General features: G+C 66.9%; 14 protein-coding genes. 13 read left to right on the top strand and 1 reads right to left on the bottom strand.

Features of this window, described 5'->3' with window-relative positions:
* From PSEWESI4_RS24595 to PSEWESI4_RS24540, 12 genes are all read left to right on the top strand, one after another.
* The coding region (locus PSEWESI4_RS24595; protein ID WP_408004335.1) for a bacteriophage T4 gp5 trimerisation domain-containing protein at positions 1–588 on the top strand (588 nt) is incomplete at its 5' end.
* Positions 560–1444 (top strand): DUF4123 domain-containing protein, encoded by an 885-nt coding sequence (locus tag PSEWESI4_RS24590; protein ID WP_187673872.1) that lies wholly within the window; start codon positions 560–562, stop codon positions 1442–1444. The genes PSEWESI4_RS24595 and PSEWESI4_RS24590, both read left to right, overlap by 29 nt.
* Positions 1441–3783, top strand: coding sequence for a hypothetical protein (locus PSEWESI4_RS24585; protein ID WP_187673871.1), 2343 nt, complete (start codon positions 1441–1443; stop codon positions 3781–3783). Before PSEWESI4_RS24590 ends, PSEWESI4_RS24585 begins: the two co-directional genes overlap by 4 nt.
* A 22-nt stretch (positions 3784–3805) precedes the next feature.
* On the top strand, positions 3806–4810 hold the full coding sequence (locus PSEWESI4_RS24580) for a formylglycine-generating enzyme family protein (protein WP_187673870.1): 1005 nt from the start codon (positions 3806–3808) through the stop codon (positions 4808–4810).
* A gap of 10 nt (positions 4811–4820) precedes the next feature.
* Complete coding sequence (locus PSEWESI4_RS24575; RefSeq protein ID WP_187673869.1) at positions 4821–5591, top strand: formylglycine-generating enzyme family protein; 771 nt, start codon at positions 4821–4823, stop codon at positions 5589–5591.
* 10 nt (positions 5592–5601) lie between these two features.
* Positions 5602–6606, top strand: a complete 1005-nt coding sequence (locus PSEWESI4_RS24570) for a formylglycine-generating enzyme family protein (RefSeq protein ID WP_187673868.1) — start codon at positions 5602–5604, stop codon at positions 6604–6606.
* Positions 6607–6806: 200 nt separating this feature from the next.
* Positions 6807–7634 (top strand): FAS1-like dehydratase domain-containing protein, encoded by an 828-nt coding sequence (locus PSEWESI4_RS24565; protein ID WP_187673867.1) that lies wholly within the window; start codon positions 6807–6809, stop codon positions 7632–7634.
* A gap of 142 nt (positions 7635–7776) precedes the next feature.
* Positions 7777–8940, top strand: coding sequence for an acyl-CoA dehydrogenase family protein (locus PSEWESI4_RS24560; RefSeq protein ID WP_187673866.1), 1164 nt, complete (start codon positions 7777–7779; stop codon positions 8938–8940).
* Between the two features lie 11 nt (positions 8941–8951).
* Positions 8952–10286 carry an MmgE/PrpD family protein gene (locus tag PSEWESI4_RS24555; protein WP_187673865.1) on the top strand — a complete coding sequence of 445 codons (1335 nt, stop codon included), beginning with the start codon at positions 8952–8954 and terminating at the stop codon, positions 10284–10286.
* A gap of 28 nt (positions 10287–10314) precedes the next feature.
* A complete protein-coding gene (locus tag PSEWESI4_RS24550) occupies positions 10315–11514 on the top strand; it encodes a CaiB/BaiF CoA transferase family protein (RefSeq protein ID WP_187673864.1) in 1200 nt (399 codons plus the stop codon).
* A gap of 107 nt (positions 11515–11621) precedes the next feature.
* Positions 11622–12449 (top strand): HpcH/HpaI aldolase/citrate lyase family protein, encoded by an 828-nt coding sequence (locus PSEWESI4_RS24545; RefSeq protein ID WP_187673863.1) that lies wholly within the window; start codon positions 11622–11624, stop codon positions 12447–12449.
* Positions 12450–12503: 54 nt separating this feature from the next.
* Positions 12504–13514: a TRAP transporter substrate-binding protein gene (locus tag PSEWESI4_RS24540; RefSeq protein WP_187673862.1), complete on the top strand. Its 1011-nt coding sequence runs from the start codon at positions 12504–12506 to the stop codon at positions 13512–13514.
* A 678-nt stretch (positions 13515–14192) separates the two neighbouring features.
* Here the strand turns inward: PSEWESI4_RS24540 and PSEWESI4_RS24535 are convergent.
* The gene (locus PSEWESI4_RS24535) at positions 14193–14819 is read right to left on the bottom strand and encodes a hypothetical protein (protein WP_210768873.1); all 627 of its coding nucleotides are present in this window, start codon (positions 14817–14819) and stop codon (positions 14193–14195) included.
* A 350-nt stretch (positions 14820–15169) separates the two neighbouring features.
* Between PSEWESI4_RS24535 and PSEWESI4_RS24530 the strand changes: the two genes are divergently transcribed.
* Positions 15170–16452, top strand: a 1283-nt coding sequence (locus tag PSEWESI4_RS24530) for a C4-dicarboxylate transporter DctA (protein WP_187673873.1), incomplete at its 3' end; no start/stop codon positions are given.

The raw sequence follows: 16452 nt of genomic DNA, 5'->3' as shown, positions 1-16452 counted from the left end.
CAGAAGGACCAGAACATCCGGGTCAACCACGACGAAAGCACCTTCGTCGGCCACGACCGCAGCGAGCGGGTGGAGAACGACGAGACCATCGCCATCGGCAACGACCGGAGCCTGACCGTCCGGGGCCAGAGTGCAACGGAGGTCCAAGGGCAGAAGAAGGTCCGTGTCCAGGGCTCCCGGATGACCGACCTGCTCGCGGACGACAGCCTCAGCGTCGCCGGAAAACGCACCGTACAGGTCGGCGACACGCTCAGCGTCGGCGGCCGACGCATCCATCTCCAGGCTGGGGACGAACTGATCATCGATGGCGGTATCAGCCTGACGCTTCAGGCTGGCGGCCAGTGCATCCAGTTGGACCCCGGCGGCATCCGGAGCAGCGTGCCGATCACCCTCGGCGCGGCGCCCCGGCCAATACCGCCCATCGTCGCGACCAGACTGGCCGCCACCGGCCCCCTCGCGCCGACGATACCGGAGCCGCCCGCACTGTCCTTGCCCAGCTACGTCCAGGCCGCCATGGCCGGAGCCCTGACGATCCCCCAGACCTGCGAGTTCGATGCCGATGGCCGCTGCAAACTCCACCTCCACTGAGCGCCTGCCCGGCCCGGAGCTGCACGAAACCCTGCCGGAAGACTGCGGCCAGCCCGGGCAATACCTACTGCTCGATGCGGCCCTGGACGATACCCTGCTCTCCAGCCTGTACAGCGAACGGCACTGTCCGGGCTGGACGCGGGAGGCCCTCCTGCAAGGCACGCCACACCAGGCACTGGCCAGCGCCGGACCGCACCTGGTTCGCATATGGCCGGGTAGCACGGTGCTCAACGACATCATGCGCCGCATGGACGAAAGCCCCCTGGGCATTCTGCTGATCCCCACCGAGGGCACCACCTGGGAAGCGATGGTCGAACATTGCCGGTCGTGCCTGACGGGGACCAGCGTCGACGGCGACCCGCTTCTGGTGCGCTGGTACGAGCCGCGCTGGATGCGGGCGCTACTGAACGTACTGGACGCCGGGCAGCGCAAGACACTTGCCGGGCCCTGCCAGGCCCTGGTCTGGCGTGGCGTCCGGGGCTGGTATCGCTGGGCCTGCGAGGACACCACGGCCGCCCCCAGGCCCCTGGTGTTCGACAAGGGGTTCTACGAGCATCTCGATGGCGAGCACCAGCGGGACGTCGCCGCCTTCCTCGCCAATGCTTACCGCGACTACCTTACCCAGGACCCCCTGGATCGCTACCTGTTCATCTACAACGCCCTGGTGTTCGGCAACACCATGGGCCTTACCCGCCTGGACCACCAGGAACGCTGGATACGCCTGAACCTGCGTCATGGCGAACGGTTCTGGCAACATGACGAACGGCTTGCGCGGCTACTCGACGATGACGCCCTGACCGCCAGCGGGAAACTCGACACCCTGGAAGCCCTGTCCGATCAAGGAGCGATTGCATGAACGGAACCATCGACCTTCCCCCTCCGATGTTCGCGGAACGCATGGACGAAAGTCGTTCGATGCCGACGCCACGCTGCCAGGAAAAGGTGGTCGAGGTCGCCCACGTCACCGGCGCGGGCGACGAGTTCCTCGTGCTCACCGAACGCGCGGCCGAGATGCTTCGCAAGGAAACCGACTTCGTCGACCGGCTGATGGAGAAGTTCCGGCAACTCATCGCCGACGCGCCGGACGACAGCCCCTGCCAGGCCGACGGCGAGGCGGGACGCGAGGGCTGCGCCTGCCTCGCCTGTGTCCAGTACCGCTGGATGCGGGAAGCCGGAGAAGCCGGCCTGCTGTCGTTCGTCCCCACCACGCAACGAACGGGCCCCGAGGAAATCCGCCTGGAAACCGAACAGGACATCCAGGGACGCCTGGGCGACCTGAAGAAGCAGCGCAGCCAGTTCCAGGACCTGTGCGGGTGGTGGAGCGACGACCTGAGCTGCCACATCTCCGCGCGGATGACCCGCACGCTGGACACCGAGATCGCCGCCCTGGAGACCAGGCTCGCCGCACGCGCCCAGGAAGCCTCGCCCATCGCCACGGACACCCGCCCCGAGACCGGCCAGCACGGCGCCCGTACCGGCGCCAGCGCGGGGTACATCCAGACGAGAAGCGGCAACGGCGTCACCGAAATCACCTTCCTGGGCCGCCCCGATCGGCGCTATTACATCCGCCGGCGCTATTACGACGAACTGCGCGGCCAGGCGCTCATCGTGAACTGCGGCCACCTGCGGGCCAATCGCCCGCTCACCGCCCAGGAACTCAAGCAACGCGGCCTGCGGATGCTCCAGGACATCCGCGAGCAGATCGCGCGCGGTTCGAACGAAGCCCGGGCCAAACCCCTGAGCCAGCTCGAAGCCAGGCTCACGAGCTGGACCAGCCCCGAGGACAACCTGCTCAACACCCTGCACCGGGAGCTGAGCTGGCACTTCGGCGACCTCGACGCCCCCTATGCCCTGGACGCCGAAGGGCACCTGCTGCGTTTCGCCGCCCAGGCCAGCGCCGGCTTTTCCGGCTTCGACCCGCAGCAGGGGCGGATCAGCCTGGGCGTCAGGGGCCAGGCCAGTTTCGCCCTGGCCGAAGGCAAGGTCGGCGCGGCCCTCCACATCCCCAGCCAGCGCGGACTGGACTGCTACTTCGACTACCTCAACGCCAACGGCGAACGCGTCTACCACCGCTTCGGCGCTTTCCGCCTGCGAGCGGTGGCGGAACTGAGCTGTTTCGTCGGCGTCACGGCCAGCGGCGAAGCGAGCACCACCACGAAATGGAAAGACGCGCCTTCCGGTGCCAGCGCCCTGCTCTCCCCACCACACCTGGATGCCCGGCGCGGAGGCGCGGTGACCCTCAAGGGCGACCTGTTCGGCGGTGCCCAGGCCGGCGGCAGCCTCACCGGCGCGCTGGAGTGGATGCACCCGGAGGACCAGCATCGCGACGGCGCGGACTGGAGCGCCCTGCTGAGCGTGGGCGTCGAAGGCAACCTGGCCCTGGGCGCGGGCATCGGAGGCGACTTTCAAATCAGACTGGCACGAAATGAACTGCACTTTCACATGAAAGCACGACTGGTCTGGGGCCCCGGCGCCAGCGGCGGCTTCGCCGCCATGGTGGACCTCGACAGGGCCGCCGACCTGGTGGTGGTGGTCTACCGCCAGCTCAGCCAGGTGGATTTCCACCACCTGCTGTACATCGACAAACTGGCCTTCCAGTTTTTCTACCGGAGCGTCCTACGTGCCCTGTGCGCCCCCAGGCAACCACTGCTCGTACAAGCCATCCGGCTGGGAGCGGCCGCGATACAGGAGTGGTGGAACAACCGAGAGGCCAGGATCGAGGCCACCACCGAACTGGCCAACAATATCCTCAACCACGGCGGCCTGGCCGGCCACAGCCTGCACCTGTCCCTCGGCGAGCTGCCGCCTGAGGTGCTCGGCCCCACCCTGTTCCTGCTCAACGACCGCTACCTGGGCAGCCCGCATTCCACCCTCTGGGAAGAAGCGATCATCGAGCTGCTGGGGCACATCGGCTCCTGGCGGCAGTTCTACCTCACCCTGGAACGCATGCACCCGGACGCCGAGATCGTCAGCGCCCGCGAGAGCCTGGACTGCCTTCGCAAGTTCCTGACCAGGCCCCAGCTCCAGCAGTTCGAGGGCTGGATCCGCCAGCTCGGCTCGCAGGTCCGCCTCCACCCTGGCCAGCGCCTCGCCGGCAATCCCTGGAACCGCGTCCTCCACGACAAAAGCGACCAGTTGCAGATCGCCCGCCAGACGTGGCGCCACACCTACGGCGACGACAGCCGCTATGCCTGACGACCATTCCACAGGAGCCCCCATGACCCGCCCCCTGCACCTGCTGCCGCTCGCCTTCCTGCTCGCCGCCTGCCAGGCCGCCGTGCCGCCCAGCCAGTCCCTCGGCCGCGACCAGGTCCTCGCCATCCAGCAGCGCATCGACCAGCGCTACCCCGAGCAGCCCGAGGACGAACGGAAAGCCCTGCTGCAACAGGTGCTCACCGCCATCGACAATATGCTCTTCGTCGAGGGCGGCACCTTCGAGATGGGCGACTTCGGCTGGATCGACGGCTACGACTGGACCAACATGTGCGAATGGCCCTGCGGCCAACCCAGGGAGGAGTTGTTCAAGATCACCTACAAGGCGGACACCATCCCCCTGCACAAGGTCCGCCTGGACAGCTTCTATCTCTCCAAATACCACACCACCTATGGCGAGAACGATCGCTACCGGCGGCTGAATGGCATTCCACTCTATGGCTCAGAGCTATCCGAATTGCAGCGTAAGGTCGGCCTGCTCCGGCCACGGCGCCTCAGTGACCCCAAGGCATTCCTCCCCGACCTGCCCGCCGGTACCAATGGATGGCAGGACGCCAAGGGCTACTGCCTGTGGCTGGGAGAACTGAGCGGCCTGCCGGTGGACCTGCCCACCGAGGCGCAATACGAGTACGCCGCCCGCTCGCGCGGCCGCTACGTGGTCTACGCCACCGACAACGGCAGTATCAATGAAGGACGTAATATCAACGACAAGAGCCGTATTCAGCCTGTCGGCAGCTTTCCGCCCAACCCCCTGGGGCTCTACGAAATGGGGGCCAATGTGGCCTCCTGGGTCAACGACTGGTATGCCGCCGACTACTACGAGCACTCGCCGGTGGACAACCCCCAGGGGCCGGAGACCGGCACGTACAAGGTGATCCGCGGCAGTGACGCCTACTCGTCCCGGGACCTGGCCATGACTACCTGGCGCCACCACAGCGATCCCAATGAAGGTGGCAGTACCACCAGCATCCGCTGTGCGATCCAGCAAAGCACGCCCCTGCGCCAGTGAGGGTGCCTTGATGATCCGTACCCTATACCTGCTGCCGCTCGCCTTCCTGCTCGCCGCCTGCCAGGCCGCCGTGCCACCCAGCCAGTCCCTGGGCCGCGACCAGGTCCTTGCCATCCAGCAGCGCATCGACCAGCGCTACCCCGAGCAGCCCGAGGACGAACGGAAAGCCCTGCTGCAACAGGTGCTCACCGCCATCGACAATATGCTCTTCGTCGAGGGCGGCACCTTCGAGATGGGCGACTTCGGCTGGATCGACGGCTACGACTGGACCAACATGTGCGAATGGCCCTGCGGCCAACCCAGGGAGGAGCTGTTCAAGATCACCTACGAAGCGGACACCATCCCCCTGCACAAGGTCCGCCTGGACAGCTTCTATCTCTCCAAATACCACACCACCTATGGCGAGAACGATCGCTACCGGCGGCTGAACGATCTTCCCCTCTACGATGCCGAACTGACCGAGGAAGATCGCGCCAAGGGCATGACCCGTCCACGCCGGCTCAGAGTCCCCAACGCCTACCTCCCCGACCTGCCCACCTCCACCGAGAAGTGGCAGGACGCCAAGGGCTACTGCCTGTGGCTGGGTGAACTGAGCGGCCTGCCGGTGGACAACCCCCAGGGGCCGGAGACCGGCACGTACAAGGTGATCCGCGGCAGTGACGCCTACTCGTCCCGGGACCTGGCCATGACTACCTGGCGCCACCACAGCGATCCTAATGAGGGCGGCATGTCCATCAGCTTCCGCTGTGCGATCCAGCAAAGCACGCCCCTGAGCCAGTGAGGGTGCCTTGATGATCCGTACCCTATACCTGCTGCCGCTCGCCTTCCTGCTCGCCGCCTGCCAGGCCGCCGTGCCGCCCAGCCAGTCCCTGGGCCGCGACCAGGTCCTCGCCATCCAGCAGCGCATCGACCAGCGCTACCCCGAGCAGCCCGAGGACGAACGGAAAGCCCTGCTGCAACAGGTGCTCACCGCCATCGACAATATGCTCTTCGTCGAGGGCGGCACCTTCGAGATGGGCGACTTCGGCTGGATCGACGGCTACGACTGGACCAACATGTGCGAATGGCCCTGCGGCCAACCCAGGGAGGAGTTGTTCAAGATCACCTACAAGGCGGACACCATCCCCCTGCACAAGGTCCGCCTGGACAGCTTCTATCTCTCCAAGTACCACACCACCTATGGCGAGAACGATCGCTACCGGCGGCTGAACGGCCTTCCCCTCTACGATGCCGAACTGACCGAGGAAGATCGCGCCAAGGGCATGACCCGTCCACGCCGGCTCAGAGTCTCCAACGCCTACCTCCCCGACCTGCCCACCTCCACCGAGAAGTGGCAGGATGCCAAGGGCTACTGCCTGTGGCTGGGGGAACTGAGCGGCCTGCCGGTGGACCTGCCCACCGAGGCGCAGTACGAGTACGCCGCCCGCTCGCGCGGCCGCTACGTGGTCTACGCCACCGACAACGGCAGTATCAATGAAGGACGTAATATCAACGACAAGAGCCGTATTCAGCCTGTCGGCAGCTTTCCGCCCAACCCCCTGGGGCTCTACGAAATGGGGGCCAATGTGGCCTCCTGGGTCAACGACTGGTATGCCGCCGACTACTACGAGCACTCGCCGGTGGACAACCCCCAGGGACCGGAGACCGGCACGTACAAGGTGATCCGCGGCAGTGACGCCTACTCGTCCCGGGACCTGGCCATGACTGCCTGGCGCCACCACAGCGATCCTAATGAGGGCGGCATGTCCACCAGCTTCCGCTGTGCGATCCAGCAAAGCACGCCCCTGCGCCAGTGAGGGTGCCTTGATGATCCGTACCCTATACCCGCTGCCGCTCGCCTTCCTGCTCGCCGCCTGCCAGGCACAGGGAAACCTCCGGTCGTAACCTAGGCTAGCGTTCTGAATAGCCGAACGCCGGCTTACAGATTTGCAGATTCACAGAACGCCAGCCGCCTTGCAACCTTGCTCGAACAAGACAGCAAGTTGGAACCCTGGCCATGACTGACTCCGCTTTCTCCGCCTGGATCGGGCGCACCGAAGCATCCCACGACCAACTCAGCCGCAACCTGGTGAGCCGCATCGCCGCCACCCTGGGCGAAGCCACCCCGGAGCCCGGCACGCCCCTGCCGCCGCTGTGGCAGTGGGCGTTCTTCCAGGAGCCGGTCGCGGAAAGCGGCCTGGGCGAGGATGGCCACCCGGCCCGTGGCGGCTTCCTGCCACCGGCCCACGACCGCAACCGCATGTGGGCCGGCGGGCGCCTGGAGTTCTTCGAGCCGCTGCGGGTCGGCGGCGAGGCCAGCCGGGTCTCCACCATCAGGCACATCGAGGAAAAGCATGGCCGCACCGGCTCGCTGCTGTTCGTCACCGTGCAGCACGACTACAGCCAGGACGGTCGCCTGGCCATCCGCGAAGAACAGGACATCGTCTACCGAGAACCCAGCCCACCCAAGACCGGCAGCGGCGAACCGCTGATCGCCGGCGACTGGCGCGAAGCGGTGACGCCCACCCCCACCCTGCTGTTCCGCTATTCGGCGGTGACCTTCAACGGCCACCGCATCCACTACGACTGGCCCTACGTCACCGAGACCGAAGGCTATGGCGGCCTGGTGGTGCATGGCCCGCTGATCGCCACCCTGGCCCTGCGCGCCTTCTGCCGCGCCAACCCCGCCGCCCGACTGCGCCGCTTCGCCTATCGCGGCCTGCGCCCGCTGATCGCGCCGCAGCCCTTCGAAGTCGGCGGACGCATCGTCGCCCCCGGCCGCGCCGAACTCTGGGCCGGCGACCATGCCGGCCTGGCCCAGCGCGGCGAAGTGGAATTCGACTGAACGAAAACCTGACCCGGCTGCAATCCGGGTCACGAACTGTAGGAGCCAGCCTGCTGGCGATCGCCGGCAACCCGAACAGCATCGCCAGGACGCCGGCCCGCAACGAGCCGGCTCCCGCAAGAGCAAGCGTCGAGGAAGACAGATGAACCCGAACGACAATGAAGAACTGAATACCATCCGCGAAGGCGTGCGCGCCCTCTGTGCCGAATTCGATGCCGCCTACTGGCGCAAGGTCGATGAGGAAAAAGGCTTCCCGGAAGCCTTCGTCGATGCGCTGACCAAGGCCGGCTGGCTGGCGGCGATGATCCCCACCGAATACGGCGGTTCCGGCCTGGGCCTGGCCGAGGCCTCGGTGATCCTCGAGGAAGTGAACCGCTGCGGCGGCAACTCCGGCACCGTGCATGGCCAGATGTACAACATGTTCACCCTGCTGCGTAACGGCAGCGAGGCGCAGAAGAGCCACTACCTGCCGAAGATCGCCGCTGGCGAGCTGCGCCTGCAATCGATGGGCGTGACCGAGCCGACCACCGGCACCGACACCACCAAGATCAAGACCACCGCCGTGCGCAAGGGCGACAAGTACGTGATCAACGGCCAGAAGGTGTGGATCTCGCGCATCCAGCATTCCGACCTGATGATCCTGCTGGCACGCACCACCCCGCTGGCCGAGGTGCAGCGCAAGTCCGAGGGCATGTCGATCTTCCTGGTCGACCTGCGCGAGGCCATCGGCAACGGCCTGACCGTCCAGCCGATCGCCAACATGGTCAACCACGAGACCAACGAACTGTTCTTCGACAACCTGGAGATTCCCGCCGAAAACCTGATCGGCGAGGAAGGCAAGGGCTTCCGCTACATCCTCGACGGCCTCAACGCCGAGCGCACGCTGATCGCCGCCGAATGCATCGGCGACGGCCGCTGGTTCGTCGAGAAGGCCAGCCAGTACGCCCGCGACCGCGTGGTGTTCGGCCGCCCCATCGGCCAGAACCAGGGCGTGCAGTTCCCCATCGCCGAGGCGCACATCGAGATCGAGGCGGCCGACCTGATGCGCTGGCGCGCCTGCCAGGAATACGACGCCGGGCTGAACGCCGGCGCCAGCGCCAACATGGCCAAGTACCTGGCCGCCAAGGCGTCCTGGGAAGCGGCCAACGCCTGCCTGCAAACCCACGGCGGTTTCGGCTTCGCCTGCGAATACGACGTCGAGCGCAAGTTCCGCGAGACCCGCCTGTACCAGGTGGCGCCGATCTCCACCAACCTGATCCTCAGCTACGTGGCCGAGCACCTGCTCGACCTGCCGCGCAGCTTCTGAAGGAGCCGACCATGACCCATACCCAGGCCCTGGCCGAATTCCTCGCCGGACTGCGCTACGAGCACCTGCCCGAGCCGGTCCTGGCGCGCACCGAAGAACTGTTCCTCGACTGGCTGGGCTCGGCCCTGGCCAGCCGTGGCCTGCACCCGATCCCGCTGTTCGAGCGCTACGCCAGGAAGATGGGCCCGGCCGACGGCCCCAGCCAGGTGCTCGTCAACGGTTCGCGCAGCTCCGCGTACTTCGCCGCGCTGGTCAACGCCGCCAGCTCGCACCTGGTGGAGCAGGACGACCTGCACAACAGCTCGGTACTGCACCCCGCCACCGTGGTCTTCCCGGCGGCGCTGGCGGCGGCCCAGGACCTCGGCAAATCGGGCCGCGAACTGCTCCTCGCCTGCGTCGCCGGCTACGAGGCGGGCATCCGCATCGGCGAATTCCTCGGCCGCTCCCACTACCGCATCTTCCACACCACCGCGACCGTCGGCACCCTGGCCGCCGCCGTGGCGGTCGGCAAGCTGCTGGACTTCGACACCCCGCGCTTCGTCGACTGCCTGGGCAGCGCCGGCACCCAGGCCGCCGGGCTCTGGGAATTCCTCCGCGACGCCGCCGACTCCAAGCAACTGCACACCGCCAAGGCCGCCGCCGACGGCCTGCTCGCCGCCTACCTGACCGCCGAGGGCCTGAGCGGGGCGAAGAACATCCTCGAAGGCGAACAGGGCATGGCCGCCGGCATGTCCAGCGACGCCCGCCCGGAATGCCTGTCCGACCGTCTCGGCAGCCGCTGGGCGCTGCTGGAAACCTCCTTCAAGTTCCACGCCTCCTGCCGCCACACCCACCCGGCCGCCGATGCGCTGCTGGAACTGATGCGGCGGGAAGGGCTGGAGCACCAGGACATCGCCGCCATCACCACCCACGTGCACCAGGGCGCCATCGACGTGCTCGGCCGAGTGCTGGTGCCGCACACCGTGCACCAGGCCAAGTTCTCCATGGGCACGGTGCTGGGCCTGATCGCCGTGCACGGCAAGGCCGGGCTGACCGAATTCCACGAACTGGCGCTGAACGACCCGGACGTGGCGGCCCTGCGCGACAAGGTGAGCATGCGGCTCGATGCCGAGGTGGACGCCGCCTACCCGGCGCGCTGGTTGGGCCGGGTCGAGGTGCGCAGCGTCGATGGACGCACCCTGCGCGGCGCCATCGACGAGCCCAAGGGCGACCCCGGCAACGGCCTGAACCGCGCCGAGCTGGAGGACAAGTTCCGCCGCCTGCTGGACTTCTCCGCCACGCCCGGCGCAGACCGGTTGATCGCCAGGGCCTGGTCGCTGCGCGACGCGGCCAGTGTCGAGCTGTAGAGCCATGCCCAAGAACCGAGGACATGCAATGAACGCACAATCCCCCCGCCCCCTCGACGGCATCACCGTGGTCAGCCTGGAACACGCCATCGCCGCGCCCTTCTGCACCCGCCAACTGGCGGACCTGGGCGCGCGGGTGATCAAGGTCGAGCGCCCCGGCTCGGGCGACTTCGCCCGTGGCTACGACGAACGGGTCAAGGGCCTGGCCTCGCACTTCGTGTGGACCAACCGCTCCAAGGAAAGCCTGACCCTCGACCTCAAGCGGGACGGCGCCGACGATATCCTGTTCGCCCTGCTGGAGCAGGCCGACGTGCTGGTGCAGAACCTGGCGCCCGGCGCGGCGGCGCGCATGGGGCTGTCCTTCGAGGCGCTGCATGCGCGCTTCCCCCGGCTGATCGTCTGCGACATCTCCGGCTATGGCGAGGGCGGCCCCTACGAGCAGAAGAAGGCCTACGACCTGCTGATCCAGAGCGAAGGCGGCTTCCTGTCGGTCACCGGCGGGCCGGGCGACGACCAGTTGGCCAAGGCCGGCTGCTCCATCGCCGACATCGCCGCCGGCATGTACGCCTACACCGGCGTGCTGTCGGCGCTGATGCTGCGCGACAAGACCGGCGAAGGCAGCCGCGTCGATGTGTCGATGCTGGAAAGCCTGGTCGAGTGGATGGGCTACCCGCTGTACTACGCCTACGACGGCGCCCCGCCGCCGCCACGGGCCGGCGCCGCGCACTCGACCATCTACCCCTACGGCCCCTTCCCCACCGGGGATGGCGGCACGGTGATGCTCGGCCTGCAGAACGAACGGGAGTGGCAGGTGTTCTGCGACAAGGTGCTGGAACAGCCGGAGCTGGCCGGCAATGAGCGCTTCTCGGCCAATTCCAAGCGCTCGGCCAATCGCACCGAGCTGCGTGCGCTGATCGTCGAGGCCTTCTCGCGGATGAGCGCCGGGCAGGTGATCGAACGCCTGGAACTGGCGCAGATCGCCAATGCCCAGGTCAACGACATGGCCGGCGTCTGGGCCCATCCGCAGCTCAAGGCCCGCCAGCGCTGGAGCGAGGTGGGCAGCCCGGCCGGGCCGTTGCCGGCGCTGCTGCCGCCAGGCCGCAACACCGCCTTCGAGCCGCGCATGGACCCGGTTCCCGACCTCGGCCAGCACACCGACAGCCTGCTCGCCGAACTGGGCTACGCCCCGACCGATATCCAGCGCCTGCACGAGCAAGGCACGGTCTGAACCTGCCCCCGTAGGGTGGACGACGCTTTTCCCGTCCACCCAGGCGGTTCGCCAGCCACGCGCCCCGATCCACCCTGCGAATGCCTGCATTCAACGAAGGACAGATCATGAACAAACCGATCATCCGCTCCGCCCTGTTCGTCCCGGCGAGCCGCCCGGAACGCATTCCCAAGGCCCTGGCCAGTGGCGCCGACGCGGTCATCGTCGACCTCGAGGACGCCGTGCAGGAAAGCCTCAAGACCGAGGCGCGCGCCAACCTCGCGGCCTTCCTCGGCGCCAATCCCGATGCCCGTCTGCTGGTGCGCATCAACGCGCCGGGACATGCCGGGCACGATGCCGACATCGCCCTGTGCGCCGCCCAGGCCGGCGTCGCCGGGGTGCTGTTGCCCAAGGTGGAAAGCGCCGCGCAAGTCGCCCACGTGGCCGCCTGCGGCAAGCCGGTATGGCCGATCGTCGAGAGCGCCCAGGGCCTGCTGGAGCTGCCGTCCATCGCTCGGGCGCCGGGAGTCGAACGCCTGTCCTTCGGCGGCCTCGACCTGGGCCTGGACCTGGGCCTGAGCAGCGGTAGCGCGGCGGCCGAACGCATCCTCGACCAGGCGCGCTATACCCTCCTGCTGCACTCGCGCACGGCCGGCCTGGCCGCGCCGCTGGACAGCGTGTTCCCCGCCATCGCCGACCGCGACGGCCTTGCCCGCTCGGCCCAGGATGCCCGCGACATGGGCTTCGGCGGCCTGCTGTGCATCCACCCCAGCCAGGTGGACGTGGTGCACCAGGCCATGATGCCGGGCACCGAGGAACTGGCCTGGGCCAGGCGCGTGATGGCGGCCGCCAGCGGCGGCGAAGGCGTGTTCGTGGTCGACGGCCAGATGGTCGACGCCCCGGTGCTCGGCCGCGCCCGCCGTCTGCTGCAAAGGGCCGGCGACTCCCCTCCCTGAGAACAACCGCTTCACCCCTCCCATACCAACCTACAAGAACAATGAGGTATCACCATGCTCAAGCTCACCGCCAAGGCGCTCGCCTGCGCCGCCGCCCTGTCGTTCGCCGGCCTGATCCAGGCAGACGAATCGCCCATCATCATCAAGTTCGCCCACGTGGTGGCCGAGCACACGCCCAAGGGCCAGGGCGCGCTGCTGTTCAAGAAGATGGCCGAGGAACGCCTGCCCGGTAAGGTCAGGGTCGAGGTCTACCCGAACTCCTCGCTGTTCGGCGACGGCAAGGAAATGGAGGCCCTGATGCTCGGCGACGTGCACATGCTGGCGCCCTCCCTGGCCAAGTTCGAGCACTACGCCAAGGCCATCCAGATCTTCGACCTGCCCTTCCTGTTCGACGACATGGCGGCGGTCGACCGCTTCCAGCAGGGGCCGCAGGGCCAGGCGCTACTCAAGTCCATGGAGAGCAAGGGCATCACCGGCCTGGCCTATTGGCACAACGGCATGAAGCAGCTTTCCTCCAACAAACCGCTGTACGAGCCCAAGGACGCCCGTGGCCTGAAGTTCCGCGTGCAATCCTCCGCCGTGCTCGACGAGCAGTTCAAGGCGCTGCGCGCCGCACCGCGCAAGATGAGCTTCGCCGAGGTCTACCAGGGCCTGCAGACCGGCGTGGTCAACGGCACCGAGAACACCTGGTCGAACTACGAGAGCCAGAAGGTGCATGAGGTGCAGAAGTACATGACCGCCTCCGACCACGGCCTGATCGACTACATGGTGATCACCAACACCAAGTTCTGGAACGGCCTGCCCACCGACATCCGCACCGAGCTGGACGCAGTGCTCGCCGAGGTTTCCGTCGAGGTCAACCGCCAAGCCGCCGAATTGAACGAACGCTCGCGCCAGACCATCGTCGAGGCCGGCACCACCGAGATCATCCCGCTGACACCGGAACAGCGCGCCAAGTGGCGCGACGCCATGCGCCCGGTGTGGAAGAAATTCGAAGACGAGATCGGCGCCGACCTGATCGAGGCTGCCGAACAGGCGAACCAGGTGGGGGTGCCGGGGGCCTAGGCTGGTTAGAGTGCGTCGGGGGCTGTACCTTTCGGGTCGAAGAGTCAAGCAGTACAACGAAGTTGCTTGATGACTCCGCCCCTCACCCCAACCCTCTCCCGAAGGGAGAGGGAGCTATCCGGTGCTGCGGTCAACTCATGACGTGAAGGTCGGCTCCATACACTCTCCTCTCCCTGTGGGAGAGGAGCTATCCGGTGCTGCGGTCAACTCATGAGGTGAAGGTCGGCTCCATACACTCTCCTCTCCCTGTGGGAGAGGAGCTACTCGGTGCTGCGCTCGGCTCATGGCGTGAAGGTCGGTTCCATACACTCTCCTCTCCCTGTGGGAGAGGAGCTATCCGGTGCCGCGCTCGGCTCATGGCGTGAAGGTCGGTTCCATACACTCTCCTCTCCCTGTGGGAGAGGAGCTACTCGGTGCTGCGCTCGGCTCATGGCGTGAAGGCCGGTTCCATACACTCTCCTCTCCCTTCGGGAGAGGGGCCGGGGGTGAGGGGCGGACTACAGCCCTGCACAACTCCCCACCACCAACCGACTACCGTAGGGTGCGCCGCGCGCACCGACCAGGAAGCGGCGCCGATCTCTCCCGGCGGAACGCCGTGCGTGATCCCGGGTAAACGGTGCGCGCAGCACACCCTACGGCCCCATAGCCCGGCTTTCCCACGGCCCACACAACGACCTATCACTTCACCTCGAACGACAGCGTGGCGACGTGCGTCACTCTGTCGTAGCGCTTGCCATCCACCGTGGCGGCGCCGTTGATCTCGGCGGCCACTTCCAGCACGTAGCGGGCGGGGAACGGTGTGTCCAGGGTCACGCTGCCGTCGGCGGCCGGCTTGAGCGTTCGAGACCATTGCTCGGACGTGTAGACGTTGACCTGCGAAGCGGCCACCACCGTGCCTTTCCAGTGCAGCTTGAAGGTGTTGCCGTCCGGCGTGGTGGGCACCAGTTCCAGGTCGTTCGCCGCGCGGGTTTCGTGGCGCCCTTCCCTGGCCTCGTAGATCGTCAGCTTCGAGCCCTCGGCATGCTTGGCCGTCACCCGCAGGTCGCCCGCGCCGCCACCTTCCACCCGCAAGGCATCGCCAGCGACCGCCAGCGGCGTGCTCTTGCCGTCGGCGAGCAGCAGTTGCGGCTCGAGCAGCTTGCCCAGGGCGAGGTGTTCGCTCGGCTGGAACTCGCTGAGACGGGCCTGCACCGACGCGCCGCTGCGTTCGAGCCACAGGTAGTCGGCGAACGCGGCCTGGGTGACACACAGGCCACCGAACAGGCTCAGGCCGAGAATCGCGGAACGGTACGGGGTTCGGAACATCGGAAACTCCTTTTCAGGTCGGGGATTCGCTGGACCCGGAAGCAGGCCCTTCCCAATACAAGACGGATGAGCGGGACAAAACCCGCACTTCTCCAACGAAGAAATCCGCACCGCCGCCCACGCACCCACTGCGCACAGCCCCGGGCCACGGGACGAGGCTTTCCTCGATCGCGCATCGCCGATTCCGTTCGTCGCCGTTTTTTCCGACGGGCATGAGAAGGACTTGCCAGGTCCGACTGGTTGGGCATAGCCTGAACTGGTCAGACCGGTAATACCAGAACAATTAAGCGTTCATCCATCGCACCCTGCCCAGGGGTGACTGGCCGAATGCGCCGCTTGGAGACTCCTCAATGCTCATCAGATTCCTCACCCGCTCGATCTTCCTGCAAGTCGTCATCGGCCTCGTGATTGGCGTGCTGTGCGGCGTCGGCCTTCCCGAACTGTCCCTCGAGCTGAAACCGCTCGGCGACGGCTTCATCAAGTTGATCAAGATGCTGATCGCGCTGATCGTGTTCTGCGTTGTGGTCAACGGGATATCCGGCGCCGGCGACCTGAAGAAGGTCGGGCGCATCGGTCTGAAATCGGTCGTCTACTTCGAGGTGCTGACCACCATCGCCCTGCTCCTCGGCCTGGTGGTCGCCTATGGCATGAGCCTGGGTTCAGGCGCCAACATCGACCTGAACAACCTGGCGGCCGGCGACGCCGCGGCCTACGTCGGGCGGACCCAGGAGATGCATGGTCCGGCGGCGTTCATCATGGGGCTGATCCCCAACTCGATCATCGGCGCCTTCGCCGATAACAACATTCTCCAGGTCCTGCTGTTCTCGGTGCTGTTCGGCAGCGCCCTGAACCTCGTCGGCGAGCAGGCCAGCGGCGTGGCCAGGCTGATCAACGAATTCAGCCACGTGATCTTCCGCATCATGGGCATGATCGTGCGCCTGGCGCCGATCGGCGTGTTCGGCGCGGTGGCCTTCACTACCAGCAAGTACGGCATCGAATCCCTCGCCCACCTGGGCACCCTGGTGGTGGTGTTCTACCTGACCTGCATCTTCTTCGTGATATTCGTCCTGGGCCTCGTCCTGCGCCTGTGCGGCATCCGGCTGCTGCCGTTCATCCGCTACTTCCGCGAGGAGCTGCTGATCGTGACGGGCACCGCCTCGTCCGACGCGGTGCTGCCGCAGGTGATGCGCAAGCTGGAGCACATGGGCATCCGCAGCTCGACCGTCGGCCTGGTCATCCCCACCGGCTACTCGTTCAACCTGGACGGCTTCTCCATCTACCTGACCCTCGCCGTGGTGTTCATCGCCCATGCGACCGGCACGCCGCTGGCGATGAGCGACCTGCTGACCATCCTGCTGGTGTCCCTGGTCACCTCCAAGGGCGCCCACGGCATCCCCGGCTCCGCGCTGGTCATCCTGGCGGCGACCCTGGTGGCGGTGCCGGCCATTCCCGCGGCGGGGCTGGTCCTGGTGCTGTCGGTGGACTGGTTCATGGGCATCGGCCGCGCCCTGACCAACCTGATCGGCAACTGCATCGCGACCGTCGCCATCGCCCGCTGGGAGAACGACATCGACATGCAACGAGCCCATGGCGTGCTCGGCGACGTCACCCGGAAGACCCCGGGTGGCGGCGC

The organism is Zestomonas carbonaria, assembly GCF_904061905.1.
Classification (GTDB): Bacteria; Pseudomonadota; Gammaproteobacteria; order Pseudomonadales; family Pseudomonadaceae; genus Aquipseudomonas; species Aquipseudomonas carbonaria.
This window is presented reverse-complemented; position numbering and strand designations above follow the sequence as displayed.